We start from the raw sequence: 25211 nt of genomic DNA on the forward strand, positions 1-25211 counted from the left end.
TAGTTTTACGCCGCCGCCGGGCGCGTCCCGTCGCTCGAGTGCTGGCGTTCGATCGCCGTCAGGAGTTTTTCGGGCGTCTCGAGGTCGTCGCTCTCGAGGCGGACGTCGAACAGGCCGCGGTCGAGGACGAGTTCGCCCTCGCGCAGGCGAACGTGGTCGACGTCGCTCCAGGGAACGAAGGATCTGGTGTAGGGCCACTGCCTGACGAGTCCGTCGTCGTGGACCCGAACCTCGGGCGACCGTCCCGTCGACCCGAGCCGAAACCGTCCCTCGACGAGGCCGCTGACGAACCAGCCGGCTCCGACTCCTGCCCAGGTGATCGCAAACAGCCACTCGCCGGCGACGACGTTGACGACCGCTCCTAGCCACCAGAGAGCGAGCAAGAGCACGTCCAGTTTCGGTGACTGCGGCGGCTCCCACCGACACGCCAGTATCGGTTCCCCTCCGGCAGTTACGTCCGCGTAGCGGCTCCCTATCGACCACGCGAGGACGTGTCCCGAGATAGCGATCGAAAACGCCGCGACGACGGCGACGATACCGACGCGTTCGCCCGTCGAACCGAATATCGCGGCGACCCCGACGACGGCGAACGGCACGACTGGAAGAATCGGAACAACCCATCGGAGGCGACTGCCACCGAGTCTGTCCACGACGTCGAGATCGATCCTCGAGAGACCGACTCCAACGACAGAACCGACCGCGAACGCGACGAGCGTCGCAGCGAGAACTGTCGTTGTCGCCCTACCTGTCGCCATGGTGCCGATTGCGCCTGTAGAAGCGAAGAGAACCCCGACGTAAGCGACGACAGTGTATCGAAACGTCGACCGGGAGTGTGTGGGATCGCTCGAGGGCGGCGTCGACCCGTTCATCGCATCTGAATACGCCACCGCCCGACAAAATCCTAGTGGGTGTGACAGCTAGCTGTCGCCGACAGTAGGCGTCGAGAACTCGCGGTTGTCCTCGAGTCCTCGAGTGCGGTTCCCGTAGGTGAGGCCCGCGAGCATCACCAGCCCGACCGCCCGTAGCGAGACGGTGATCGAGAAGATCGTCAGCGCGGAGGGAACGCCGAACAGCGCGAGCACGCCTTCGGCGATCAACAGCGGGATCTCCGGCACCATCAGCAGGACCGACGCAACCGAGTACAGTGCCCGCTTGGTCAGGGTTACTTCCGCGTACTGGTAGCCGATGATCGTCACGCCGAGTGCGTAGACCCCGAGGAACATCCCGACGACCGGGATCACCACGTCGGGGATGAAGAAGCCGAGGTCGGCGACGTCGGCCCAGCCGATGACGTTCCACCCCTCATCGCCCTCGCGCATGAGCAGGATGCCCGGTGAGAAGACGAAGGCGAACGGTACCAGGACCTTGTTCAGTGAGAGCAGGAACGCGATCGTCGCGGTCTTCAACTCTTCTGCCTTCGCGACACCGGCGCCGGCGAACGCGGCCACGGCGACCGGCGGGGTGACGTCCGCCATCAGCCCGAAGTAGAGCACGAAGAGGTGTCCCGCGAGGATCGCAATTCCGGCGTCCTGGATCGGGCCGCCGAGCATCGCGATCAGGATGATGTACATCGCGGTCGTCGGCATCCCCATCCCGAAGATGATCGAGGAGACACCCATCAGGATCAACAGCAACAGCATGGAGCCCCCGCTGACGACCTCGATGAGAGCCGCGAGGTTGGGGCCGAGTCCGGAGACGCTGATGACGCCGGGAACGACACCCGCCGCGGCGACGGCGACGACGACCGTCGTCGCGGTTCGTGCACCCGAGTCCATCGACTTCAGGACGAACGTACTGAACCGGTAGGCCGTGTTCGACGACAGCGACGGCCGACCGATCACCGACGCGCTCTTTTCGGCCGCCTCGTCGACGTCCTCGTCGAGGTTCAGCAGCGGTGCGTCCGAACTCCGGTCGACGAGCAGGAAGGCAACGCTAACGAGGATCGTAATGATACCGAGGTCGGACGTGGCCGCGACCGCAGCCTCACCGATGGCGTACGGCTCCGCGACAGCGTCAGCACCGGCCAGGACTTGGAGCGCGTGAACGAGTCCGCCGCCGGTCGCCGCGTACGCACCACCCTGGGCGAAATAGAGAACGCCGATCGTCGCAAGCAGCGGGACGCGCGTCCGTTCGTTGTAGGCCGCGACGACCGCGAGCAGCGCGATGACGGCGACGATCGTAAACCAACCGGCCCGGTTGACCGAGTACCGGGCGATGACGAGGAAGTAAAGCAGGAGGACGATCGGGATCAGGTAGAACCAGCCCGAACGGAGCTTCTCGAGTCCGTTTGGCAGCTCGGCCCGCGGAAGCCCACCGATACCGCCCCGGACGGCCTCGAAGTGGACCATAACCCACATCCCGAAGAAGAAGGCGATGGCGGGGAGAGTCGCGGCGATGATCACGTCCGCGTAGGGGGTTCCGGTGAACTCCATGATCAGGAACGCGGCAGCGCCCATCACCGGCGGGAGCATCTGGCCGCCCGAGGACGACGAGGACTCGACTGCGCCGGAGAACTCCGGCGAGTAGCCCGATCGCTTCATCAGTGGGATCGTAAACGCGCCGGTCGTGACCGTGTTCGCGATCGACGACCCCGAGAGCATCCCCATGAAGCCACTCGAGACGACGCTGGCCTTCGCCGGCCCACCCTTCCGGGTGCCGGTCAGCGAGTAGGCCAGATCGATGAACCACTTGCCAGCACCGCTCATCTCGAGGAAGGCTCCGAAGAGGATGAAGATGTAGATGAAACGGACGCTGACGGCCACGGGCGTACTCATCACGCCCGCTTCGGTGGTGTACCAGAGGTTGTAGATGATGTTCCCCCAGGTTTCGGGCTGGATGGCGAGTGCTCCGACGACCGAGTCCCGCGGAACGAGGTAGCCCCAGCGGGCATAGACGATAAAGGAGGCGACCAGCGACATGAGCAGGACGCCGAGTGCGCGCCGGGTCGCCTCGAGTACCAGCAGGATACCGAGTACGCCCATCAGGAACGCGTACGAAACTTCGTCGAGCGGGATGCCGATCGCGGCGACGGCCATCACGAGGGGCTCGAGCGACAGCGTGACGCCGTAGATATCCCACGAGGCGAACTCGTGGAGAGGCTCTCCCCCGTGAATGCCGAAGACGGCGAGATCCAGGATCTCGTCGAACGAGGTGATCATGTAGTGGACCGGGAGCAGCGCGAGACCGACGAACACGACGTCGATCGGCGTGATCCGGCTCAGCGAGGGATCGACGATTGCCCAGTGGAGGAAATCACGGAGTCGATCGGTGACCCGTGCGAGTACGTGGTCCGGTCCGGTTCGACGGTGAATCGCGGACCTGAGTCTCCCCAGCAAGCCCGCGACTGCGCCGTCCCCCCTGCTCGCCGGGAACAACAGGAACGCTAGGACGAGCGCGAACGTGACGTGGATCGCGTTGACCTGCAGCAACTGCAGCGACACGAGTTGGAACTCGCCGATGCCCGGCAACGTGCCGCCAAACTGTCGGCCCCGAGCGGCGATCCACATCTGGAACGCCGAAAACGAGATACCGAGCAGCGTGACGACGAGTGCTGCCAGCCCGCGATGGCTTCGGCTTCGCTCGACTTCCTGTAGAATCTCCTCTTTCTCTTCTTCCGAAAGCCCGTCCGTGTCTCGATTGTCTACGCTCATAGTGTAAGATCAGTCATATAGCTGCGTGGATATTACCCGAGACCTCGTACTCGAGGGTTGAAACTGTGTCTATCCGAGTGGCGTCTGTCACTGTAATAACGACTGGGCCGTCGGACTGCTCGACCAGGTCGTATCGTTCGTCACCGACGACGAGTTCGTGTTCGGCGATCGGTGCGGGGACGACGCCCAGTTCCTCGTAGGAGTCGTCGCTGTAGACGACGAACCCGTCGTCGGTCCGCTCGATCGGCTTGTTCGCTGGTAACCCCGCTCCGTAGGAACGGAACACCATCCGATCCATGCGAAGCTCGGTTCCGTCGACGACGTAGACGTCCTCGATCGGCGTCTTCTCGACGCTGTGCGTGTACGAAAGCGTCACTTCGTCGCCGTCCTCGACCGGAATCTCGAGCAGTCGCTCACCGGTATCGGCGTCTTCGACGACGAGTGTCGATCCCGACGGCGCGACGACGACGGCGAGCGCCGCCGCTACGACGAACGCGAGAATACCGATCGCAACGCGCCGGCGGGTCGATCTGTCCACGGTCGATAAATACGGTTGGTCGAAGGCGTTTCTGCTAGTGGCGATCCAAGCCCGACCTGCAGGGTCGAATCCGGCGATGTGGTTCGATTCGACCCTGCAGTCGACGCTTGGAACGGTACTAGTGGCGATCCAGGCCTGAACTGGGAGGGCGAATTGAACTGCCCAACGGGATTCGCCCTCTCAGTCGAGGAGTGGAACGGTACTAGTTGAAGTAGGCGTCAGCGCCAGGGTGGAGGTCGATCGGCATGCCGTCCTGGGCCGAGTCGACGTCGATGAAGTCCACCTTCTGGGTGACGTCGTCGGTGTTGTCGAAGATTGCCGCGGTGACGTCCTCGACGATCTCTTCGTCGACGCCCTCGTGGGTCGCGATCATCGCCTGCACGGAGACGGTGTCGACGTCTTCGTCGATACCGTCGTAGGTGCCTGCCGGGATGGTGTCCGCGGCGAACCACTCTGCGGCGTCCATGACGTCGTCACGGACGTCGCCGGCGATCTCGACGAGCGAGATGTCTTCGGTCGTCGCGAGTTCTTCGACTGCGCCGACCGGCCAGCCACCGACGACGAAGGCGGCGTCGACGTCACCGTCGCGGATCTGGTCCGCAGCGGCGTCGAAGTCGGCGTTCTGCTCGTCGAAGTCGTCCTCTTCGATGCCGGCGGCTTCCAGAATCTGCAGTGCGTTGACCTGGGTACCACTGCCGGCGTCACCGGTGACGACCGTCGCGCCCTCGAGGTCGGTGATCGTCTCGATCTCCGAGTCTTCCTGCGTGAGGACGTGGATCGTCTCGGGGTACAGCGTTGCGACGCCGCGGATGTTCTCCATCGGCTCGCCCTCGAACTGCTCGAGGCCGGTTCCGTTGGCCGCGAAGTACCCGATGTCGTTCTGGATCAGGGCGAACTCGGCTTCCTCGCGGTGGAGGCTGCCGACGTTCGCGACGCTCGCACCGGTCGACTGCACCTGCAGTCCGTGGGCCGTGTGCTCCTCGACGATGCTCTTGAAGTCACCGGACAGCGGGTAGTAGGTGCCACCCGTACCGCCGGCGTGCCACGAGAGCACTTCGCCTCCCTCGTCGGGCTGGGCGTCTCCGGCGTCGTCCTCGTCGCCACCGTTGGCGTCTTCGTCACCGTTGTCGTCGGTATCGTCGCCGTTCTCGACGGCGTCTTCACCGACACAGCCAGCTAATCCGCTCAGTCCAGCAATCCCAGCAGCAGCGATAACCTGCCGCCGTTTGAGGTCTTTCACCATGTCTGTTCACCTATGAACATTCTCCTAATACCTCCTTCGGTTTCCCGTGAAGTATAACCTCAGGAGGTATTTCTCTAAATCATTTTTGAGAAGTGATTGTAAAGAACAACGTCAGTGGACGAACGACCAGTGCAGCGAGTGGTCCACAGCGTACCGTGGCGACGCTCCACCCCGTGAAATCGGCGGAAAATCTTTTAGATATCCCTCCCTCTCGAGGGACGTGAACGGAATCGACGCGACCGATTACCACGATATCACTCACGCAGAAGAGCCTCGCCTCTCGCCGGGCGACGACCGCGTCGCGTTCGTGCGACGCGAACCCGACGACGAGGAGTCTTACACCGCGACGATCCACGCCGTCCCCGTCGGCGGCGACGAGCCGACCCAGTTTACCGTCAGCGAGGGCGTCGACGGCCAGCCTCGCTGGAGTCCGGACGGCGACAGACTCGCGTTCACCAGTACTCGTGGCGAAACCGATCGCCAGCAGCTATGGATTCTGCCAACGACCGGCGGCGAAGCCCGACGAATTACGGGCGTCGTCGGCGGCATCGCCGACCTCGAGTGGAGTCCGGACGGCTCGAAACTCCTCTTCACCCAGCAGGTCACTCCCGACGACCGCGAGCACGACCGCGATTACGCCGTCGATCCCGACTACGAACCCGAGAAACCCGACCCGCGGGTCATCGACCGGATGATCTACCGCGCCGCGACGGAGTACTTCGACGGCCGCCGAAGCCACGTCTACGTCGTCGACGTCGAGCAAGCACTCGAGGCCGACGAGAGCACGCTCTTCGGGGACGACGGGGAGGAACTCGAGCGCGACTCCCACCCGATCACGCGGCTGACCGCCGGCGGCGTCGACTACGTCGGACCGACCTGGGGCGACGACGAGACGATCTACTACGCCGCCAAGGTTACCGAGGAGGACGAACACCCCGACGACTCGGACACGTACGAACTGTACGAACACGACCTGGGAGCCGACGCGTCGGATGCCTCGGACGACGGCGAAACTCGAGAGCGCGACCACGTCACGGCGTTCACGGAGACGACGGGCTGGGTGGCGTCGCTCGAGGCGACGACGGACGGCCTCGTCGCGTTCACGTACACGCCCGAGGATAAGATGACGATGCGCCAGACCGAGATCCGGGTTCACGACCGATCGGACGGGACGGAGGTCACGCCGACGGATCCGCTCGATCGGACCATCGGTGCCGGGAGCGGCTTCCAGTTCGATCCCGCCGGCGAGTCGCTCTACTTCGCGACGCCGGACGAAGGATCGCAGGTCCTCTGGTCGGTGCCGGCCGACGCGAGCGACGCCCCCACGAAAGTCCACGGCGACGGCGCTACCGTCGAAGCGTTCTCGGTCGGCGAGGACACCATCGCGTTCGCCCAGAGCGAGTGGGACCATCCCGGCGACATCTTCGTCTCGACCCGTGGCGGCAACGAGGTCCATCGGCTGACGCGGGTCAACGCCGATCTGCTCGCGGATCGGCCCGTCCGCCAGCCCGAGGAGATCCGGTTCGAGAACGACGGCACCGAGATCCAGGGGTGGATCCTGACGCCGCCGGAGTTCGACGCCGACGCGACCGACGAGGAGTACCCGCTGGTCGTCGAGATCCACGGCGGCCCCCACTCCCAGTGGACGACCGCGGGGACGATGTGGCACGAGTTCCAGACGCTCGCGGCGGAAGGGTACGTCGTCTTCTGGTGTAACCCGCGTGGCTCGACCGGCTACGGTGAGGAGCACGCGATGGCGATCGAACGCGACTGGGGCGACGTGACGCTCTCGGATGTGCTGGCAGGCGTCGAGGAAGTCTGTGAGCGCGACTACGTCGACGAGACCGAACAGTACGTCACCGGCGGTAGCTTCGGCGGCTTCATGACCGCCTGGACGGTCTCTCACACCGACCGCTTCGAGGCCGCCGTCTCCCAGCGAGGCGTCTACGACCTCACGAGTTTCTACGGCTCGACGGACGCGTTCAAACTCGTCGAGGGCGACTTCGGCACCACACCCTGGGGCGAACCCGAATTCCTCTGGGAGCAGTCCCCCGCAGCCCACGTCGACGAGGTCGACACACCGACGCTGCTTCTCCACTCGGACCGAGACTACCGAACGCCCGCCAACACCGCCGAACTGTTCTACCTCGGCCTGCAGAAACACGGCGTCGACACCCGACTCGTCCGCTACCCACGCGAAGGCCACGAACTCTCTCGCTCGGGCGAACCCGGCCACGTCGTCGACCGCCTCGAGCGCATCGTCCGCTGGTTCGACGGCTACTCCGAGTATACGGAGGATCCGCTGGCGCTCGAGCGCGACCGTGACGACGGTCTCTCGGCCGGTTCGGAGGACGCAGACGAGGAGTGAACCGGTCGACTCTCGACCGGAAACGAAGGGGTTGCAGGGAACAGGTCTACGGCTGTGGCTCCGATAGGACGGGTATGGATCGAAACGTCGGCGGAATCGACCGCCTCGTTCGGATCGTCGGCGGGTTCGCGCTGCTCGCGTTCGGCTACCGGAATCGAAATGATACTCTCGGAACACTTGCGTTCGTCGCCGGAAGCGACATTTTCGCGACGGCTGTGATTCAGCGGTGTCCGGTCAACGCACTCGTGGGTATCGATACCTGTTCGGACCCTTGATGGCGAGAGGAAGCCGGCTATTTCGGACCGATTGGCAGATACTGGTCCGCTTCCGGTGGCTCTTCCACCTGTTTCCCCGCAAGAATTATAAAATAGGCATCACTCGTGTCGAGTGATGTCAGCGACCCAAGGAACCTTCGAAGAGCGAAGCACCGTTCTGGCAATCGTCCTCTCGATCGTCACCCTCGGACTCTACCTGGTGTACTGGCTCCACCAGGTCCACAAGCAGTTCGCCGCTGCCAAAGACGAGGAGTTCAACCCGATCGTTCGAACGATCGGGCTGTTCATCCCGATTTACAACCTGCTCGTGATGTGGCGTACCAGCTCCGACGCCGAGGAACTCCTGCCGAACGTCAGTTCCGTCGTTGTCTTCCTCACCTGGATCGTCTTCTTCCCGATCATGATGTATCTCGTCCAGAGCGGGATCAACGAACAGGCCTGATCGGAGAGAACGGCCTAACGGCCAGAAACGACTGGTTTTTCGCGCCGATGAACTCTCTCGATTACGTCGTCCGGAACGCCCGGTCGCCAGCGTCGCCGAGACCGGGAACGATGAAGCCGTCGTCGTCGAGTTTGTCGTCGATCGACACCGTCAGCAGGTCGGCCTCGGGGAACTCGTCGTCGACGCGCAGCAGGCCGTCCGGTGCCGAAACCGCGGAGAGGACGATCAGGTTCTCCGGTTCGACCGAGTTGTCCGTGATGTGATCCAGGACTGCACACATCGTCGACCCCGTCGCGAGCATCGGGTCGGCGACGATGACGGTGTCGTCTTCGGTGATCTCGGGGAGTTTCACGTAGTCGATCGTGATCGGGAACGAGCCATCTTCCTCGCGGCCGGCCTCCTCGTCGCGGCTCGCGCTGATGACGCCCTGTCGCGCGCGAGGGAACGCCTTCAGCAGTCCCTCGACGAACGGCGTCGCCGCGCGCAGGACGTTGATGATGACGACGTCGTCGAGGCCACGAACCTGCTCGCCCATCGTGGTCTCGAGTGGCGTCTCGATCTCGACGTACTCGGTCTCCATGCGGCCGTCGATAATCTCGTAGCCACAGATGCGCCCGAGCTTCACGAGTCCCTTGCGGAAGCTGACCTGTTCGGTTTCGACGTCTCGCAGCTGCGAGAGCGTGTGTTTCGCCAGTGCGTGCGTGACGAGATACGCGTCGTCCCGGTCTTCGATCGTCATACTCGTACTGGCTCGCGCCGGGTAGTTGACGGTATCGGATCGCTCACGAGCGTGCGAGACGTGATGACAGTCGCCCTGGGCCCCACCCACGCACGATCGGCGGAGAAGTTTATGACGGTCCACGCCATACTACCGCGTCAATCGAATGGAAGAGAGCATCTCGGGGTTCAAAGTTCGCGGTGACTGGGGCGACGTCGTCGAACACGGCGAACGCATCTCCCGTGCGCTGCGGGACGCCGGCGTCGGCTCGAGCGACGAGTCCGCCGACACCGACGCCGACGAGAACTTCACGGGTGCGCTCGAGGAGTGGGAGGAGTGGCGTCCCAAGGCCCACGAAACCCTCGATGCCGACGTCAGTGAGAAGACGGCTGACCAGGCAAGCGTCGAGGAAGGGAAAGGCGAGAAAGCAGGGAAAGAGCCCGACGAAGACATCAAGACCGCCGGCGAGAAGCTCTCGGAGTCGTACGAACAGCTCGAGGAGGACGACGCCGAGGCCGCGGTCGACAACTGGAAGGAGTCGATCGATTACGTCGCGCGCGCGGCAGATTCTGCCAGCCGCAAGGCGTTGCGACGGGTCGAGGACACGGTCTACCAGAACGTGATGACACAGCTCGCACCCTATTATTTCGACAACGCGCTCGTCAGTGCGAACATCCAGCAGTCCGCGCGCGGGAACGACGACGCCGAACGATTCGTCTTCGAGGTCAACGTCAACGACGACGACCTGAAAGACGAGGTCTCGGATCGGCTGGCCGAACTCGACGAGGAGGTCGACCGCTGGCACGTCGAAGTCGAGAAAGACACCGATGCGGCAGAAGCGATCGAGGGTGCCGAGCCGCCGCCGGAGCCAGAAGACGACGAGCCGAAGTCGACGACGAACTGATATCGCCGGCGAAACTGTTCGAAGATCGGTTGTCCCCGAGACGACCGACCGCTGCCCGACAGTCTATTTAGTCCGCCGTCCCCTGCTGGCGCCCTTCGGCACCGCCGATGCCGGGGACGGCCACCCGCCGTTCGACGTAGCTCATCAGATCCGTCGCCGAGAGGACGATCCCCAGGTAGACGAGCGCGAGCAGCGTGAAGATCGGCGTGTACTCGAACGTCGAGGACGCGATCCGGCTGGCCCGGTAGTAGAGTTCGGGCACCGTGATAAATCCGGCCAGCGAGGAGTACTTGATGAGGTAGACCAGTTCGTTCGTCCACGCCGGAATCGCGTACCGTAGCGTCTGTGGCAAGACGACGTGGCGGATTCCCTCGAGTTTCGAGAGCCCGATAGCGCGCGCGGCGGTTAGCTGCCCCTCGTCGACGCTCTCGAGAGCGCCGCGGATGTACTCGGCTTGGTACGCCGAGCCGTTGATGGTGAAACCGATGATGGCGATCCAGAAGGCGTAGTCGGGGACAGCGCCGCTGCCGACGACCGCCATGTCGTTGAGCGGGACCGCCAGGTACGGCGTGTAGAAGAGGACGAACAGCTGCGCCAGCAGCGGCGTCCCGCGGATCAGTTCCGTGTAAATGAGCGAGATCCAGCGGAACGGCCCACCGTAGACCCGGAGCACCGCCATCGGGACGGCGATGAAGAAGCCGAAAACGATGGCGACAGTCGTCAGGACGACGGTGTACCACGCACCGGTCGCCAGTGCAGGACCGATCTCGATCGCGAGAGCGACCCCGTCGACGAGCGAGGCGAGCCAGTCGACCGGGAGACGGACGGGTCCGAGCGCGATCACAGACCCCTCGAGTGTCGCAGCGACGTTCTCGACGGGCTCCGGCGAGAGGAACGGCTCGCCAGCTCCGGGACCGACGCCCCAGCGCGCGAGCACGAAGTCGTAGAGCCAGCGAAAGAGGAGCCAGGCCCAGAACGCGGCCAGCACCGCAAGCAGGAGCCGCCGCTCGAGGCTGACGTTCGCGGCACGAAGGCGCTCGAGGGCGGTGCCTTTCGAGACGCTCATCCTCGCGCGGTCACCTCCGTCTCCCTGGTCTCGCCGTCGGCGCTAATCATGGCGGATGCTCTCGAAGAATCGCTTCGTTCGCTCCTCCTTCGGGTCGTCGAACATTCGGTCCGGCGGCCCGCGTTCGACGATCTCGCCGCTCTCGAGGAACGAGATGCTCGAGGCCGCTCCACGAGCGAAGCGCATCTCGTGGGTGACGACGACCATCGTCATCCCGTCTTCGACGAGTTCGCGCATAACCGCGAGCACCTCGTTGCTGAGTTCGGGGTCTAACGCGCTCGTCGGCTCGTCGAACAGCATGACCTCGGGGTCCATCGCGAGCGCGCGGGCAATGCCGACGCGCTGTTTCTGCCCGCCCGACAGCTGTGCCGGGTAGGAGTCGGCCTGATCCGCCAGCCCGACACGTGCGAGTTCGGCGTCCGCGCGCTCGCGGGCCTCTGTTTCATCCATTCCACGGACCTTTCGCAGGCCGAGCGTGACGTTCTTGCGCGCGGTGAGATGGGCGAAGAGGTTGATGTCCTGGAACACCATCCCGATCTGCTGGCGGATCTCGTTCGGGTTATTCTCGCCGGTGACCTCGAGATCACCGAGATAGATATCCCCTTCGTCGACCTCCGTTAACCGGTTGAGACACCGCAACAGCGTCGACTTGCCGCTGCCGCTCGGCCCGACGAGCACCTCGACGTCGCCCCGCTCGATCTCGAGGGAGATACCCCGGAGAACGCGCTCGGTTCCGTAGGACTTGTGGACGTCCTCGAGTCGCAACAGTGGCTCGGTTCGATGCTCCGTGTCGGTCGGCTCTGTCGTCTCGGTGTCTGTCACGCTGTCTCACCTGGTATCGCGAACTTGTGGCTCAGATAGTCGAGCAGTCGATTCGTGCCGAAGGTCAGTACGAAGTAGATCAGGCTGATGAAGACGATCACTTCCAGTACGGCCGTCGTCTCCTGAATGAACAGGTCGTGGCTGCGCTTGAGCAACTCCCCGAGGCCGATCGCGAACGCAATCGACGTGTCTTTCAGCACGATGGTGAACTCGTTTTGAAACCCGGGAACGCTCCGGCGCATCGCCTGAGGTACCATCACGTGACGAATCGCCTCGAGGCGGCTCATCCCGATCGAGCGCGCAGCCTCCATCTGTCCGTCGTCGATGCTCTGGAGCGCGCCACGGAAGATCTGGGACTGGTAGGCGGCGCTGCGGAGCCCGAGTGCGAGCGTCGCCGCGATGAACGCCTCTGGGACGTCCGTCGGAACGGTAAACGGCGTCGGACCGAGCAGCGACTCGATTCCCCCGAGCGTCCAGTCTATCCCAGTCAGAAGCGGACCGATCGGGATGACGAAGTACATGTAAATCATGATCACGAGAATCGGCGTCCCACGCAGCAGGACGCCGACCTTCCTGACGAACGCCTGCGAGTAGCCCGATCCGTAGACCTCGATCGCTCCCGCCGGGAAGCCGGCGAGAAAGCCGAGGAAAATACTCGTCAGCGTCAGGGCTACCGTGATCGCTGCTCCCCACAGCAAGTAGTCGGCGTTTCGAACGACGAACTCCCAGTCCTCGGGGCTCCCAATCTGGAGCGGCGCGGCCGCTGTCGAGAGCAGCGACGGATCGACCGACGTCGACAGCGCGGCCGCCGTGACGGTCACAGACGACGCGACGAACTCACCTACCATGTCGCCTCAGGTTACTCGTCGAACCACTCCTGGGTGATCTCGTCGTACTCGCTGCTCTCCTGGACGGCTTCGATGCCCTCGCTGAGCGCCTGCTGGAGGTCGTCGTCCTCCTGTCGGACGCCGAAGCCGTACTCTTCGCCGGTCTCGAACGTGAACGCGATCTCGACGTCGCGGTCGGCCGCGAACGACTCGGCGACCGGTTCGTCGATGACGATCGCGTCGAGGGTGCCGCGCTCGAGTTCTTCGACCGCGAGCACGTAGTTGTCGTAGGAGTCGTAGTCGCCGTCGTCGATCAGCCCCTCCGCGATCAGTTCGTCCTCGACGATCCCCTCGCCAGTCGTCCCCGACTGCGCACCGACGTTGTGACCCTCGAGATCCTCGAGTTCGTCGGGCTGGACGTCGCCGCCCTCCTGGACGAGCACCGTCTGGTCGGCGCTGTAGTAGGGATCGCTGAACGCGATCGTCTCCTGTCGGTCCTCGGTGATCGTCATCGCCGCAGCGATGACGTCGATGTTCTCGTTCTCGAGAGACGGGATCAGGCCGTCGAACTCGATCTCCTGCCAGTCGGCGAGTTCGTACTCGGTCTCGTCGACGACTGCCTCGAGGAGGTCGATGTCGAACCCGACGAGTTCGCCGTCGATGACCATCTCGAACGGCTCGAAGCCGGGTGCCGTTCCCGCGACGATCTCGTTTTCGTCGTCACCAGCCCCATCATCGTCGTCGGCTCCGGTCTCGTCGTCATCGTCGCCGTCGTCGGCGTCCTCGAGACAGCCGGCAAATCCAGTGAGGGAGATGCCAGCGATCCCCGCGCCCGTCGCTTTCAGATACGATCTCCGATCGAACGATTCGCGTTTCTCCACCATAGCTCTACGTAGTAGTACCCCGGGCCCGGCTTAGATGTTAAGGTTTTACACCGAGGCGCAATTTCAGGCATCCTCGCCCGGTCGCGTACACTGTTCGACTCCTTCCGAATGGTAACTGGTACCGTTCCAAGCGTCGACTGCTGAGTCGAATCGACCCACACCGCTGGATTCGACCTAGCAGTTCAGGCTTGGACCGCCACCGGCCCCGACTGACCGCGATCGCAGGCCGGCACACACTTGTACCACCCGCCAGTAGCCCCCTCGTAGATGGTCGAGATCGCGACGATCGCGACGTTCCTGATTGCTGCACTCGCCAGCCTCTTTATGGCCTGGGCGATCGGGGCTGGCTCGAGCGGATCGACGCCGTTTGCACCTGCCGTCGGTGCGAACGCGATTTCGGTGATGCGTGCCGGCTTCCTCGTCGGGATTCTCGGTTTCGCCGGTGCAGTCCTGCAGGGTGCGAACGTCTCCGAGGCAGTCGGTACCGAACTGATCGGCGGCGTCGTCCTTTCGCCGAGCGCCGCGACGATCGCGCTGATTATCGCTGCCGGACTGGTCGCGATCGGCGTCTTCGCGGGGTATCCCATCGCGACGGCGTTTACCGTGACAGGCGCGGTCATCGGCGTCGGGCTCGCCATGGGTGGCGATCCCGCCTGGCCGAAGTACATCGAGATCGCGACGCTGTGGATTCTGACGCCGTTCGTCGGCGGCGGCCTCGCGTACGGGATCGCCCGCCTGCTGCGTGCCGAACCGATCGCCGAAGAATCACTGATCGTCCTGCTTGCCGCATTCGTCGGCACCATCGTCGCCAACATCGAGTTCGCCGTCCTCGGACAGGGCGAGGCCGACGGCGCGTCGATCGCCCAGGCCTCGAGCGGCCCGATTCCGGGGCCGGAGATCGTCGGCGTCGTCGTCGCGACGATCGTGATGGCGCTGCTCTGGGCGCTCGTGGTCGGCTACGACCTGCGAAATGGCATCGAACACGGCGAACGACACTTCTTGCTCGTGCTCGGCGGACTCGTCGCCTTCTCCGCGGGTGGCAGTCAGGTCGGTCTCGCGATCGGCCCGCTGATCCCGCTGTCGGGTGACGTTGGCCTCCCGCTGCTCGCGTTGCTCGTCGGTGGCGGCTTCGGTCTCCTACTTGGCTCCTGGACGGGCGCACCGCGGATGATCAAGGCGATCTCGCAGGACTACTCCTCGCTCGGTCCGCGCCGCTCGATCGCGGCGCTCATCCCCTCGTTCATCATCGCACAGACGGCCGTCCTCTACGGCATTCCGGTCTCGTTCAACGAAATTATCGTCAGCGCGATCATCGGGAGCGGCTACGCCGCGGCCTCCGGTTCCGGTGGCGTCAGCGGCCGCAAGATGCTGTTTACCGTCCTCGCCTGGATTGCGTCGCTGGTCGGGTCGGTCGTCATCTCCTACGTCGGCTTCAGTGCGTTCGACTTCGTGTTTTGAGCCGGACTGCTGGCTCTATACTCATGTAGGTTTCTGGTGGCATACTGAATAGAGAGCGCGAACGATGGACGAGATCCGGCTCGATTGAGCCTACTCCAGAAGAGAAGGGATTTACAACTTCTAATTATCGGCATATGCTTTGAAGCCACTGTACACTGCGCTGAGGCCAAAAAAGATACTTAGAATGAGCTGAACGCCTGTTGGCTCTAATAGGTATCCAACACCGATCACAGCTGCTGTGGATGCAAAGAGGACACTCGCTAGTTGCAGTTGATCTAAATAATTAGTAGCAATAGCTAATATAACGATTGGGACTATTATATATACTGCAAACGCAGGGGTTGCTACGACGGCCTCAATACCTTCCTCAAGGAAAATCCTATAATGTGAATGGGCCTGCAACAACAGAACGATTCCAAGGCCGACTACTGAGACCACTTTCACAGGATTATTGAGAACGCTTTTCATCCTACGGAGCGGGCCTGATATGGATGTCAATTGTAATAATTTCATCCAGCTATTCAGGTATTGTGGTAAGCATATTATAAACATTTTACATACTTTTACAATCCTCATTTACGACGATAGTGACCGGCCAGCCGGGAAATTTCCGTGACCACTGCAGTATCAGACCGTCATGTATCATCTTTTCCGCCAGACTGTTCGAGGTTCCACCTCCAGATGTACCATGCGGGGACCCCGATAATGAGGAGAGAACTCACAACGAGAACGAGTTCTGCGACCGTGTCCATAAAGATACAACTACTGGCTATCCATAGCATCTTCAACTCTTGGGGACTCAGTCGCTTTTCAATCCGCTTGCTAACAAGGTCATCACCCGAAACTGGCAGCAATCCGCTGAGCAGTATATACGGGTCGTGGAGCCTCGAGGGACCAGGCCTACTGTGACCGTTTTCGGCGCACCGACAGAACTGCTCGAGGAGACCCCGCCAAACCGTTCAGCAGACCGTGCGAGACCGAACGGACTTTATTCGACGGGTAGCGATTTTACGTATGGACGAGGACGCGGCTCCACCCGTCGATCCCGACGACCCCGAAACGATCCAGTGGCGACGCGACGCATCGACGTCTCGAACCGTTCGTCTCCTCTGGTCGCTCGGCGTCGGCACCTTCTTCGCTGCGATCACCACCATCGTCTTCTGGCGACTGTACGATTTCGCCGGTCAGATCAGCGGTCTCGCGGAGTCGATCGTTCTTGCATCGATCGCCGCCCTCGTCGTGACCGTCCTCGTACTCGCGGTTTCCAGCAACTCCGAACGGCGACTCGAGCGACTCGTCGAGTTACTCCCACTGCCCGTGGGTTCGCCGTCCGATCGTGGGCTGTCGCGAGCGATCGACGCTGCCGTGGGAACGGTCGTGATGGGTGCCGTCATCGTGATCCTGATGGGGACCGGTCGGTTCGTCGCCCAGAGCGGTATCGAGTTCGGTGGTGGGATCGGTGTCGGCCTCTTTACGGGTCTGGCCGCACTGACGATCCCGATCGCACTCGTCGCGCTCGTGCTGGCCTCGTTCCTTCGCTCCGTCGGTGCGGTCGATCGAGACGACGGCACGATCTACCTCTACGATCCCGACCACCGGGTCGACCTCGAGGTAATCGACGACATCTCGGTCCGAGAAGTCGGCGACGCTGCCGTTCTGAAACTCAGTTACCGTCAGCCGGACGGCCAGTACGTCGCCGGTCCGCGACGGATCGCCGTCCCACCGTCGGTGGCCGACGAAATTCTCCAGTTGCTCGAGACTCGGCCGTAACTGCTACTCCGACGTCCTGTCGGCGACGTTGCCGGTGTTTGCTTCTTCGTCGGTTCCGTTTCCTTCGTCGTCGGGGTCGGTATCTTCGGCCGCCTCCGCTTTTTCCAGTTTTCGCAGCCGTGCTTTCATGATCCGGGTATTCTCGACGTCTTCGACGGTGATCCGGACGCCGTCGTAGGTGATCTCCTCGCCCTCTTCGACCAGTCGGCCCGCGCGGTTGAAGATGAAGCCAGCGATGGTCTCGAACTCCTCGCCCTCGGGGAGTTCGATCTCGAGTGCCTCGTTGACTTCCTCGATGTTGACCTCGCCACGGACCATCACGGTTCGCTCGTCGAGCTCTTCGATCGGCTCGTCCTCGCCGGACTTGAGGATCTCGCCGACGATCTCTTCGATCATGTCCTCGACAGTCACTAACCCTTCGGTGGTACCGAACTCGTCGATGACGATCGCCATGTGCATCCGGTTTTCCCGCATCTCGGTCAACAGTTCGTCGACGTTCTTCGACTCGGGGACGTGCAGGGTCGGCTGGATGAGATCGGCGAGTTCAAGTTCGTCGTCTTCGGTTTCGCCGTAGTTGAGATCTCGGACGAGGTCGCGGATGTGGACGGTGCCGAGGACGTTGTCGAGACTCCCTTCGTAGACGGGCAGTCGGGCGTGGCCGCTCTGGATGCAGGTCTCGATCGCCTCGTCGATGTCGGCTTCTTTCGACATCGCCGTCATGTCGAGACGTGGCGTCATCACCTCCTTGACGATCGTGTTGTTGAACTGGAGGATTCGCTTCAGCATCTCGTGTTCTTCCTCTTTCAGGACGCCCTCGCGCTCGCCGGATTCGATCATCTCCTGGAGTTCGTCGCGGGTGACGTACGGCGACTCGATCGCACCGGTCGAGCCGGTGAGTCTGTTGACCTGCCGGGTCAGGTAGTCGAAGAGGACGATCAGCGGGAACAGGAAGTACTCCGTGGCCTTCAGCGGTTTCGCGATTCGGCGCGCCCACGATTCCGTGTTCTCGACCGCGTAGGACTTCGGGACGCTCTCACCGAACAGGAGAACGACCGCCGTGATCCCGATGGTCGCGAGGAAGACGGCGACCAGTCCGCCGAAGTAGAGCCCGAGCAACGCGGTCGCGATCGAAGACATCGCGATGTTGACGATGTTGTTCCCGACGAGGATCGTCACCAGCAATCTGTGGGGGTCGTCTTTCAGCTCCTTCGCGAGTTCGGCTCCCTCGAGGTCGTCCTCGACCATCCCCTCGAGGCGGTGTTTCGGCAGGTTGAACATGGCGATCTCCGAGGAAGAGAAGAAACCGGAGAGCACGATGAGTACGACTACCGCGAGGGTTCCGAGGATCGCCACCGTCGACTGGTCGATCATGTAGTCGACAACCGGCACCTGATACGGGTCGGCCGTGAGGACGGCCGACACCTCGTACGCGGCGAGCACGAACTCGAGGGAGAGAGACATCGATGTCTGCTCTTGGCGCCCGACCGGTTAACAGTTTACCATTTTCCCGATGTATGGCCCGAGACGAGGACCCACACGCTTACCCGGCTGTCTTCACTATCACCGTGTATGAGCGACCACGACCAACAGATCACGTTCTACCGACTGCAGGGCTGTCCGTACTGCGAACGCGTCGCTCGGCTGCTCCAGGAGTACGACCTCGACTACCAGTCGCGGTTCGTCGAGCCGATGCACTCGGATCGAAACGTCGTCAAACGCGTCGCCGGCGTCCGGACGGTGCCGGTGATCGTCGACCACGACACTGGCGTGACGATGGCCGAGAGCGCCAATATCGTCGACTACCTCGAGTCGACGTACGGCTCGGAGGCTCCCGCAGCCGAAACCGCCGCCGCCGGAGGTGACGCCTGATGCCGGAGTTCGAGGTCGTCTCGCTCGAGTCGACGGAGCATCCCGAAGCTGGCGATGAGGCTCTCGAGTTCACCCGTCCGCTGGTCACCGACGAGTACTGGGAGGACGTCTCTGTGTCCGACCTCGTCGCTGACACCGGGAAAACGATCCTCGTCTTTACCCCCATGGCGGGCTCGTTCCTCGCGAAGTACGTCTGGGACGAACTCACCGAACGCGGCTGGGACGAGGCCGACGCCCGCGTCGTCGGTATCACTGCCGCCAACCCCTACGGAGTCAAGCGATTCCTCGAGGACAACGACGTTCCGTTCGAGTTCTTCGCGGATCCGGGTAACGAGGTCGCAGAGAAGTACGGTTTCGCCCACGACCTGGACGGGATGGCCGGCGTCAGCGAACCTCGACTCGCGTTCGTCGCACTCGATGCGGACCTGACCGTCGAAACGACGTGGGTCGCCGCGGAGTGGCCCGAGTTTCCCGACTACGACGACCTGGAGTCGGAACTCGGTCTCGCGTAACCGTACAGACGATACCTTTTTCCTCGCGTTGGGCCGAGTTCGACCCGAATGAGCGAGATAGACCGTGCGGCGTCGGCGATCGAATCGGGAGACCTGGTCGTCTACCCAACCGAGACCGTCTACGGGCTCGCAGCCGACGCGCTCGAGGCCGACGCGGTCGAACGGGTGTTCGAGGCGAAAGAGCGAGATCGGTCGAACCCGATCTCCTTTGCAGTGCCGTCGGTTCCTTCGGCGCTCCAGCACGTCCGCGCGACCGAACGCGAGCGCCAGTTCATGGCGACGTTTCTCCCCGGTCCCGTGACGGTGCTGTGTCGTCGACGCGATGCCGTTCCGGACGTTCTCACCGCTGGAAACGACCGGGTTGGCGTCCGCGTCCCCGATCACGACCTCGCGCTGGCACTCTGTGAGCGGGCCGGCACGCCGATCACGTCGACCAGCGCGAACGTCAGCGGCCGGGAGAGCGCCCGGACGCTCGAGGAAGTCGACCCCGAAATCCGCGAGGAAGCCACAGTCGCGCTAGACGGCGGACGGACCGAGGGTACAGAGAGCACCGTCGTCGACGTCTCGACGGAGACGATCCACCGCCGTGGAGCGATGGCCGACGAGATCGAGGAGTGGCTCGCGGCCCACTGAGAACGAGAAATTGCGACATCCGGACGACGTACCCTCTACCGACGAAAATTTTCAGTCTGCCGCCTGCTCACGGTCCGTCGTGGACGGTCCCGAACTGTCGATTGCAGTCGTCACGAGATCGTGGCCCTGCCGCGCCAGGGAACGGACGAATTGCAGGATGTTCTTCGGACCGGTCTGTGGTCCCGGCGCCCGGTAGAAGGCGATCAGCGACCACATCACCGCTACGCCGAGCGACCCCAGCGCCGAGAACGTCATTCCCATCGTCGCGTAGGTAAACGAGTAGACGCTCCCGATCGTCATCGAGGGAACGCTCGAGCCGAGTGGCACTCGTGCGTTCGTGTCCCGGACCGTCGGTGCGAGGAACGTGATCGAGAGGACGCTTCCAGCGAGGAAGACGAAATCTTGCCACATCATCAGTGGATCTTCTTACTCAGTCCCGAGTAAAAGTCTCTCGGTATCAGGGCGGATCGACACCAAAACGACCGTATTCCTGTCTTTCAGGGCCTGATAACGGTATCTAACTATTACCAGTTCATCGTCTGATCGATGTGCCGACCGATACAAATACTCAGCCCAGCCCCAGCAACGATCGCAACGTCCGCGTCCGAACTCCACACTCGCCGGCGAACTCACAGGAGTCACACTTCGAACGGTTGTCGGTGCGAGGCGGCGGCCCGTCCAGTTCTCGTACCGTTCTCAGGGCCCGCCGGTAACGGGCCTTCCGGCGCGTCGTCAACTCGAGCGAGCGGATCTCCCCGTAGGCCGGGTACTCGAGCCAGACCCGGTCGATCGACGTCTCGTGCTCCCAGGAGAGGGCCTTCGCCGCGGCGACGGCCTGAACCGACTGGGAGCCCCAGACGCCTCGCTCCGGTGGCTTGCCGGCCGAGATCAGTGCCGGTTCGACCGGCCCCGAGAGTACTTTGTGGACGACGCCGCGACAGTCACGGCCCGTGGCGACGACGTTTCTGTCCTCAGGATTTCGGAGGCGTACCCACTGCTCGTTCGCGACGAGTCGATCCCGAGTCGTTTCGAGACGGTCGCGATACTCGACGGGCGAGATAGCGATCGGTTCCGCCTCCAGATGGCCGGCCGGTAACGCGAGCAGTTCCTCGTACCTCGCCGAAAGTGCCCTGATCTGCTCGACTTTCGGTGGGGGGTCCGGATCGTCGTCTCGAGTCTGCCGGTAGTAACACTTCCGTGCACAGTAGGCAGCGGTCCGGAGGTCGCTGAACGAAACGTGCGATCGAGACACGCCTCTCCTGGCCGTGGCTTCCCACAAAAACCCGCGGACAGGCGCGTTCAGAAGTCGACGTCGGTCTCCATCCCCTCGGTAGCGTCCTCGAGGCCGTCCTCGCGGACGTCCGAGGTCATCTGGGCGGAGAGTTCCGCGTCGGCGAGGATGCTGTCGAACTCGTCGCGGTAGCGGTCGTTTGCCGTCCGGGACTGGTCTTCGGCTTTGGCGACGCGTCTGTACCGTCCGATATCGTCGGCGCTGACGTCGTACTCTTCGGCCAGCGTCTCGTCGTCTTCCTCACGACCGCGGATCGCCGCGAGGTCGACGTCGTCGGCGTCGTCGTCGCCGATCAGGTGCAACGACATGCGTGCTTCGAAGATTTCCTCCGTATCGACGCCGAGATCCGTAGCGATCTCCTCGTCGCTTTCGTCCTCGTAGAACGCTTTAGCGACCGCTACGAGCTGTTCGTCCGAGAGCTCCGTCTCGAACTCGTATCGCTCTCGCATCTGGGTTACGACGCTCTCGAGTCGCTCGTCGTCGGTTCGCTCGTCTCGCTCGAGGGAGCCCCGGTTGTTCTCCTGGGACTGGGTGACCGTCTCTTCGCCGTCGGTGACGTCCGTGAAGATATCCCGGAGTTCCTCGGTTTTTTCGTTCATGGGTGGACACTCCCGACGGGTGGCTATATAAGCCTGTTGCCAGATAACGTGGGCGCGTTACCGGTCGACAATCGGAATAAACGAAAGAATAGTTTATTATTTCCGCAAGACGGCGTTGGGGTACGTATCTGCTCGGTGGGGCAAGAATTAAGTCACGCCCCCGCCCGTGATTGAACATGAACGTCGTAGCCCAGTCGGACATCGCACGGGAGACCTACTGGGGGATTAGCGACACCGGATACGCGGTGTTCTATCTCCTGACGGTGATCACGCTCGCCGTGTTCGCCTACGGGGTTTACCTGCGATTCAGCCGGTACACACAGGGGGATGACGACCCGTTCGCCCGGCTGAACGACCTTCCCAGTCGCATCGTCAGCGCGGCCAAGATCGTCCTCTCGAACGAGAAACAGTTCAACAGGGATCTCTACGGCGGCCTGATGCACGCTTTCATCCTCTGGGGATTCCTGACGCTGTTTATCGCGACGCTGATCATCGGCTTCGAACAGTACGCCACCGACATGCTGCTCGGCCTGCAGTTCTGGGACGGAGACTTCTATCTCTCCTACCAGTTCATGGTCGACGCCATGGGGCTGCTGTTCGTCGTCGGAATCGGGATGGCGATGTACCGGCGCTACTGGGTTCGTAACGAGCGCCTCTGGGATCGCCACACGTCTAACGAGGACGACATTTTCATCTGGACGCTGTTCCTGCTCGGCGTCGGCGGCTTCCTGCTCGAGGGCCTTCGTATCTACAGCGCCGGCATGCCCGACCACGAAATCGTCAGCTTCGTCGGCTACGGGCTCGCGATGGTTTTCGATGCCACCGGACTGGCCGTCCTCGGACCGGAGCAGGCCGGACTCAACGGCGGCGGTCTGAACGCCGAGAACCTCCACTGGCTGGCGTGGTGGTCTCACTCGCTGATCGCGTTCTTCTTCATCGCGTGGATCCCCTACGCCAAGCCGTTCCACATGCTCTCGTCGTTCGCGAACGTCGTCGTTCGCGACGAGAAAGCAGGTGCACGTCTGCCGAACGTCCCCTCCGACCTGGACGCAACCAACGCCGAATCCATCGACGACTTCACCTGGAAGGAAATCCTCGACCAGGACGCCTGTACCAAGTGTGGTCGCTGTTCGTCGGTCTGTCCCGCGAAAGCATCCGACCGGCCGCTCGACCCGCGTAACGTCATCCTCGATCTGAAGAAGTACCGCGAGGAACTCGACGCCGGCGGCGAGGAGAAGCCGATCATCGCCGACGGCGGCACCTCGGTGATCAACACCGAGACGATGGAGTCCTGTATGGCCTGTATGGCCTGCATGGACGCCTGCCCGGTCGAGATCGAACACCTCCAGTCCTTTACCCGGCTCAACCGCCAGATGACCGACCAGGGCGACGTCCCGCCGAGCATGCAGGACGTCTTCCAGAACGTCATGCAGAACGGCAACACCTTCGGCGACTCCCCACGCGACCGCGGCGACTGGGCCGACGACCTCGAGTTCGACGTCCCCGACGCCCGCGAAGAGGAAGTCGACTACCTCTGGTACGTCGGCGACTTCCCGAGCTACGACGAGCGCAACAAGCAGGTCGCCCGCTCGCTCGCGACCATCCTGAAGGAGGCCGACGTCAGCTTCGGCATCCTCTTCGACGACGAGAAGTACGACGGCAACGACATCCGCCGCGTCGGCGAGGAACTGCTGTACGTCGAACTCGCCGGCCACCACGTCGAGACCTGGGAGGACTGCGAGTTCGACAAGATCGTCTGTACGGACCCCCACTCCTACAACACGTTCGAGAACGAGTATCCGGAACTCAACTTCGACGAATTCGCGGACGACCCGATGATGCCGTTCGAGTACGACGAGCAGTGGAACGAAGACGGCGAGATCGACGTCCTCCACTGGACCCAGGCCGTCGAGGAACTCGTCACCGAGGGCAAACTCGACCTGAACGGCGACGAACTCGACTACACCGTCACCTACCACGACCCATGTCACCTCGGCCGGTACAACGACGAGTACGAGGCCCCGCGTGAACTCATCCGCGCCACGGGCTGTGAACTCGACGAGATGCCCCGCAACCGCGACAACTCCTTCTGTTGCGGTGGCGGCGGTGGCGGCCTCTGGATGGACTTCGAAGAAGAACCCAAGCCGAGCGAAGAACGGATTCGAGAGGCACTCGAGGACACCGACGCCGGTGCCGGCATCGAAAAGTTCGTCGTCGCCTGTCCGATGTGCATGACGATGTACGAGGACGGCCGCAAGACAGGCGGCTACGAGGACGAAATCGAAATCGTCGACGTCGCCGAACTGATCGTCGAGGCCATCGGCAAGGAAGAAGAAGCCGACCTCGAGGTCGCGGCGGACTAAATCCGACTGTCTCTACGACGAGACGTTTTCATTCGGCCGAAGTGTAGATAGGATAAGGTGTTTATCGTTTGGGATCATTTTGTTATGTATGAACCGACGGCAATTTCTTGCGAGTGCAACCATTGTCTGTCTCAGTGGCTGTCAAAGCATATTGGCCAGTGGCGAAATCTCACCCAGCCGTGAACCGGAAACGGTACCCTCCCCACTCAATTGTGATGACAACGAATTTGATAGACTCTCAAACCGAGGGCCAGGAGAGGTAGGTGATGCTGGACCCTTTTCACTACGCATAAATGATACCTCTTTTAGATACGGTGACACTGCAAAGATAACTCTCAGAAATACATCTCTCACTTCAGAATACACCGCGACTCGAGATCATTACAATATTCTTGTTTACACAGACGCCGGATGGGAGGAAGTGCGTGGTATAACCGAAGGGTATATGGACTATACGGATGTCGAACGTAGTCATAGACCTGGTAACGTATACGAATGGACGCTCGAATTAACTGATAACGGACTTGTTGATGATAATGCCGAACTCGAAGTTTGTCCCGCCCTTCAACCTGGACGATATCGATTTGTATATTTTGGCGTAACTGATTCGATCGCTGTCGAATTTGATCTCCACCGCGACGAGGATTCAGGATAACATGGTTTCATTATCTGGATTGCTATCGTCCAGCGAAGTCAGTACCGTTAATCTGACCAATGACGACGCGCTCGTACCATACTAGTTCTGGGTTCGAGCCAGTCGGCAACTGGCAGCGATAGACGGGTTCGATTCTCTATGTCGCGCAATTTGCGTGCGATTTCGACCAGCGATAGTTCGTATTCGTCGACCTAATCAGCAGCCAACTGGCAGACGCGGTCGGCACGACGACCAGGGTCGACGACGCAGCGAACCACGCTGCACTCGGGGAGTGCCTTGCTTACGATCCGACCGCCTTCGGGAGGTCAACCGTGCATCGCCGTC

General features: G+C 62.3%; 24 protein-coding genes. 10 read left to right on the forward strand and 14 right to left on the reverse strand.

Annotation, left to right across the window (positions count from 1 at the left end):
• Positions 1 to 5: 5 nt before the first annotated feature.
• The 4 genes from BLR35_RS19280 to BLR35_RS19295 all read right to left on the reverse strand — a co-directional run bounded on the left by BLR35_RS19280 (position 6) and on the right by BLR35_RS19295 (position 5431).
• Positions 6 to 755: a PH domain-containing protein gene (locus tag BLR35_RS19280; RefSeq protein WP_244510290.1), complete on the reverse strand. Its 750-nt coding sequence runs from the start codon at positions 753 to 755 to the stop codon at positions 6 to 8.
• Positions 756 to 917: 162 nt separating this feature from the next.
• Positions 918 to 3650 carry a TRAP transporter permease gene (locus BLR35_RS19285; protein ID WP_090385796.1) on the reverse strand — a complete coding sequence of 911 codons (2733 nt, stop codon included), beginning with the start codon at positions 3648 to 3650 and terminating at the stop codon, positions 918 to 920.
• 13 nt (positions 3651 to 3663) lie between these two features.
• The gene (locus BLR35_RS19290) at positions 3664 to 4188 is read right to left on the reverse strand and encodes a DUF1850 domain-containing protein (RefSeq protein ID WP_090385799.1); all 525 of its coding nucleotides are present in this window, start codon (positions 4186 to 4188) and stop codon (positions 3664 to 3666) included.
• Positions 4189 to 4390: 202 nt separating this feature from the next.
• Positions 4391 to 5431 carry a TAXI family TRAP transporter solute-binding subunit gene (locus tag BLR35_RS19295; RefSeq protein WP_090385802.1) on the reverse strand — a complete coding sequence of 347 codons (1041 nt, stop codon included), beginning with the start codon at positions 5429 to 5431 and terminating at the stop codon, positions 4391 to 4393.
• Positions 5432 to 5651: 220 nt separating this feature from the next.
• On the opposite strand from BLR35_RS19295, the gene BLR35_RS19300 reads away from it, so the two are divergent.
• From BLR35_RS19300 to BLR35_RS19310, 3 genes are all read left to right on the forward strand, one after another.
• Complete coding sequence (locus tag BLR35_RS19300; protein ID WP_090385805.1) at positions 5652 to 7799, forward strand: S9 family peptidase; 2148 nt, start codon at positions 5652 to 5654, stop codon at positions 7797 to 7799.
• A 74-nt stretch (positions 7800 to 7873) separates the two neighbouring features.
• A complete protein-coding gene (locus tag BLR35_RS19305) occupies positions 7874 to 8074 on the forward strand; it encodes a YgaP family membrane protein (protein WP_090385807.1) in 201 nt (66 codons plus the stop codon).
• A 115-nt stretch (positions 8075 to 8189) separates the two neighbouring features.
• Entirely contained in the window at positions 8190 to 8516 is a 327-nt protein-coding gene (locus tag BLR35_RS19310) for a DUF4234 domain-containing protein (protein WP_090385810.1), read from the forward strand.
• Between the two features lie 61 nt (positions 8517 to 8577).
• Here the strand turns inward: BLR35_RS19310 and upp are convergent, their stop codons facing one another.
• Positions 8578 to 9255: a uracil phosphoribosyltransferase gene (upp, locus tag BLR35_RS19315; RefSeq protein WP_090385813.1), complete on the reverse strand. Its 678-nt coding sequence runs from the start codon at positions 9253 to 9255 to the stop codon at positions 8578 to 8580.
• Positions 9256 to 9400: 145 nt separating this feature from the next.
• Between upp and BLR35_RS19320 the strand changes: the two genes are divergently transcribed.
• Positions 9401 to 10138, forward strand: coding sequence for a DUF5828 family protein (locus tag BLR35_RS19320; RefSeq protein WP_090385817.1), 738 nt, complete (start codon positions 9401 to 9403; stop codon positions 10136 to 10138).
• Positions 10139 to 10205: 67 nt separating this feature from the next.
• On the opposite strand, the gene BLR35_RS19325 is transcribed toward BLR35_RS19320, so the two are convergent.
• The 4 genes from BLR35_RS19325 to BLR35_RS19340 are packed head-to-tail and all read right to left on the reverse strand — an operon-like array spanning position 10206 to position 13737.
• Entirely contained in the window at positions 10206 to 11204 is a 999-nt protein-coding gene (locus BLR35_RS19325) for an amino acid ABC transporter permease (protein ID WP_090385819.1), read from the reverse strand.
• A 42-nt stretch (positions 11205 to 11246) separates the two neighbouring features.
• Entirely contained in the window at positions 11247 to 12026 is a 780-nt protein-coding gene (locus BLR35_RS19330) for an amino acid ABC transporter ATP-binding protein (protein ID WP_090385822.1), read from the reverse strand.
• The gene (locus BLR35_RS19335) at positions 12023 to 12874 is read right to left on the reverse strand and encodes an amino acid ABC transporter permease (protein ID WP_090385825.1); all 852 of its coding nucleotides are present in this window, start codon (positions 12872 to 12874) and stop codon (positions 12023 to 12025) included. Before BLR35_RS19335 ends, BLR35_RS19330 begins: the two co-directional genes overlap by 4 nt.
• A gap of 11 nt (positions 12875 to 12885) precedes the next feature.
• Complete coding sequence (locus BLR35_RS19340; RefSeq protein WP_090385828.1) at positions 12886 to 13737, reverse strand: basic amino acid ABC transporter substrate-binding protein; 852 nt, start codon at positions 13735 to 13737, stop codon at positions 12886 to 12888.
• 267 nt (positions 13738 to 14004) lie between these two features.
• On the opposite strand from BLR35_RS19340, the gene BLR35_RS19345 reads away from it, so the two are divergent.
• Positions 14005 to 15195: an inorganic phosphate transporter gene (locus BLR35_RS19345; RefSeq protein WP_090385831.1), complete on the forward strand. Its 1191-nt coding sequence runs from the start codon at positions 14005 to 14007 to the stop codon at positions 15193 to 15195.
• Positions 15196 to 15315: 120 nt separating this feature from the next.
• Here BLR35_RS19345 and BLR35_RS20430 read toward each other — a convergent pair whose 3' ends face one another.
• On the reverse strand, positions 15316 to 15663 hold the full coding sequence (locus BLR35_RS20430) for a hypothetical protein (protein ID WP_139169331.1): 348 nt from the start codon (positions 15661 to 15663) through the stop codon (positions 15316 to 15318).
• Between the two features lie 546 nt (positions 15664 to 16209).
• Here BLR35_RS20430 and BLR35_RS19355 point away from each other — a divergent pair.
• Positions 16210 to 16965, forward strand: coding sequence for a hypothetical protein (locus BLR35_RS19355; protein ID WP_090385834.1), 756 nt, complete (start codon positions 16210 to 16212; stop codon positions 16963 to 16965).
• A gap of 3 nt (positions 16966 to 16968) precedes the next feature.
• Here the strand turns inward: BLR35_RS19355 and BLR35_RS19360 are convergent, their stop codons facing one another.
• Positions 16969 to 18426, reverse strand: coding sequence for a hemolysin family protein (locus tag BLR35_RS19360; RefSeq protein ID WP_090385837.1), 1458 nt, complete (start codon positions 18424 to 18426; stop codon positions 16969 to 16971).
• A 108-nt stretch (positions 18427 to 18534) separates the two neighbouring features.
• Between BLR35_RS19360 and BLR35_RS19365 the strand changes: the two genes are divergently transcribed.
• Genes BLR35_RS19365 through BLR35_RS19375 form a run of 3 tightly spaced genes read left to right on the forward strand, consistent with a single transcriptional unit; the run spans position 18535 to position 19979 of the window.
• Positions 18535 to 18834 (forward strand): glutaredoxin family protein, encoded by a 300-nt coding sequence (locus tag BLR35_RS19365; RefSeq protein WP_090385840.1) that lies wholly within the window; start codon positions 18535 to 18537, stop codon positions 18832 to 18834.
• Positions 18834 to 19346: a redoxin domain-containing protein gene (locus tag BLR35_RS19370; protein ID WP_090385843.1), complete on the forward strand. Its 513-nt coding sequence runs from the start codon at positions 18834 to 18836 to the stop codon at positions 19344 to 19346. Before BLR35_RS19365 ends, BLR35_RS19370 begins: the two co-directional genes overlap by 1 nt.
• Before the next feature lie 48 nt (positions 19347 to 19394).
• Positions 19395 to 19979, forward strand: coding sequence for an L-threonylcarbamoyladenylate synthase (locus tag BLR35_RS19375; protein ID WP_090385846.1), 585 nt, complete (start codon positions 19395 to 19397; stop codon positions 19977 to 19979).
• A gap of 51 nt (positions 19980 to 20030) precedes the next feature.
• On the opposite strand, the gene BLR35_RS19380 is transcribed toward BLR35_RS19375, so the two are convergent.
• The 3 genes from BLR35_RS19380 to BLR35_RS19390 form a co-directional block, all read right to left on the reverse strand.
• Positions 20031 to 20393 carry a hypothetical protein gene (locus tag BLR35_RS19380; protein ID WP_090385849.1) on the reverse strand — a complete coding sequence of 121 codons (363 nt, stop codon included), beginning with the start codon at positions 20391 to 20393 and terminating at the stop codon, positions 20031 to 20033.
• Positions 20394 to 20547: 154 nt separating this feature from the next.
• Positions 20548 to 21231 (reverse strand): CRISPR-associated protein Cas4, encoded by a 684-nt coding sequence (locus BLR35_RS19385; protein WP_090385852.1) that lies wholly within the window; start codon positions 21229 to 21231, stop codon positions 20548 to 20550.
• A gap of 47 nt (positions 21232 to 21278) precedes the next feature.
• On the reverse strand, positions 21279 to 21869 hold the full coding sequence (locus BLR35_RS19390; protein WP_090385855.1) for a conditioned medium-induced protein 4: 591 nt from the start codon (positions 21867 to 21869) through the stop codon (positions 21279 to 21281).
• 176 nt (positions 21870 to 22045) lie between these two features.
• Here BLR35_RS19390 and BLR35_RS19395 point away from each other — a divergent pair, with 176 nt between their 5' ends.
• Positions 22046 to 24232: a heterodisulfide reductase-related iron-sulfur binding cluster gene (locus tag BLR35_RS19395; protein WP_090385858.1), complete on the forward strand. Its 2187-nt coding sequence runs from the start codon at positions 22046 to 22048 to the stop codon at positions 24230 to 24232.
• Positions 24233 to 25211: the final 979 nt, after the last annotated feature.

The sequence above is a fragment of the Natronobacterium texcoconense genome, from assembly GCF_900104065.1.
GTDB classification, from domain to species: domain Archaea; phylum Halobacteriota; class Halobacteria; order Halobacteriales; family Natrialbaceae; genus Natronobacterium; species Natronobacterium texcoconense.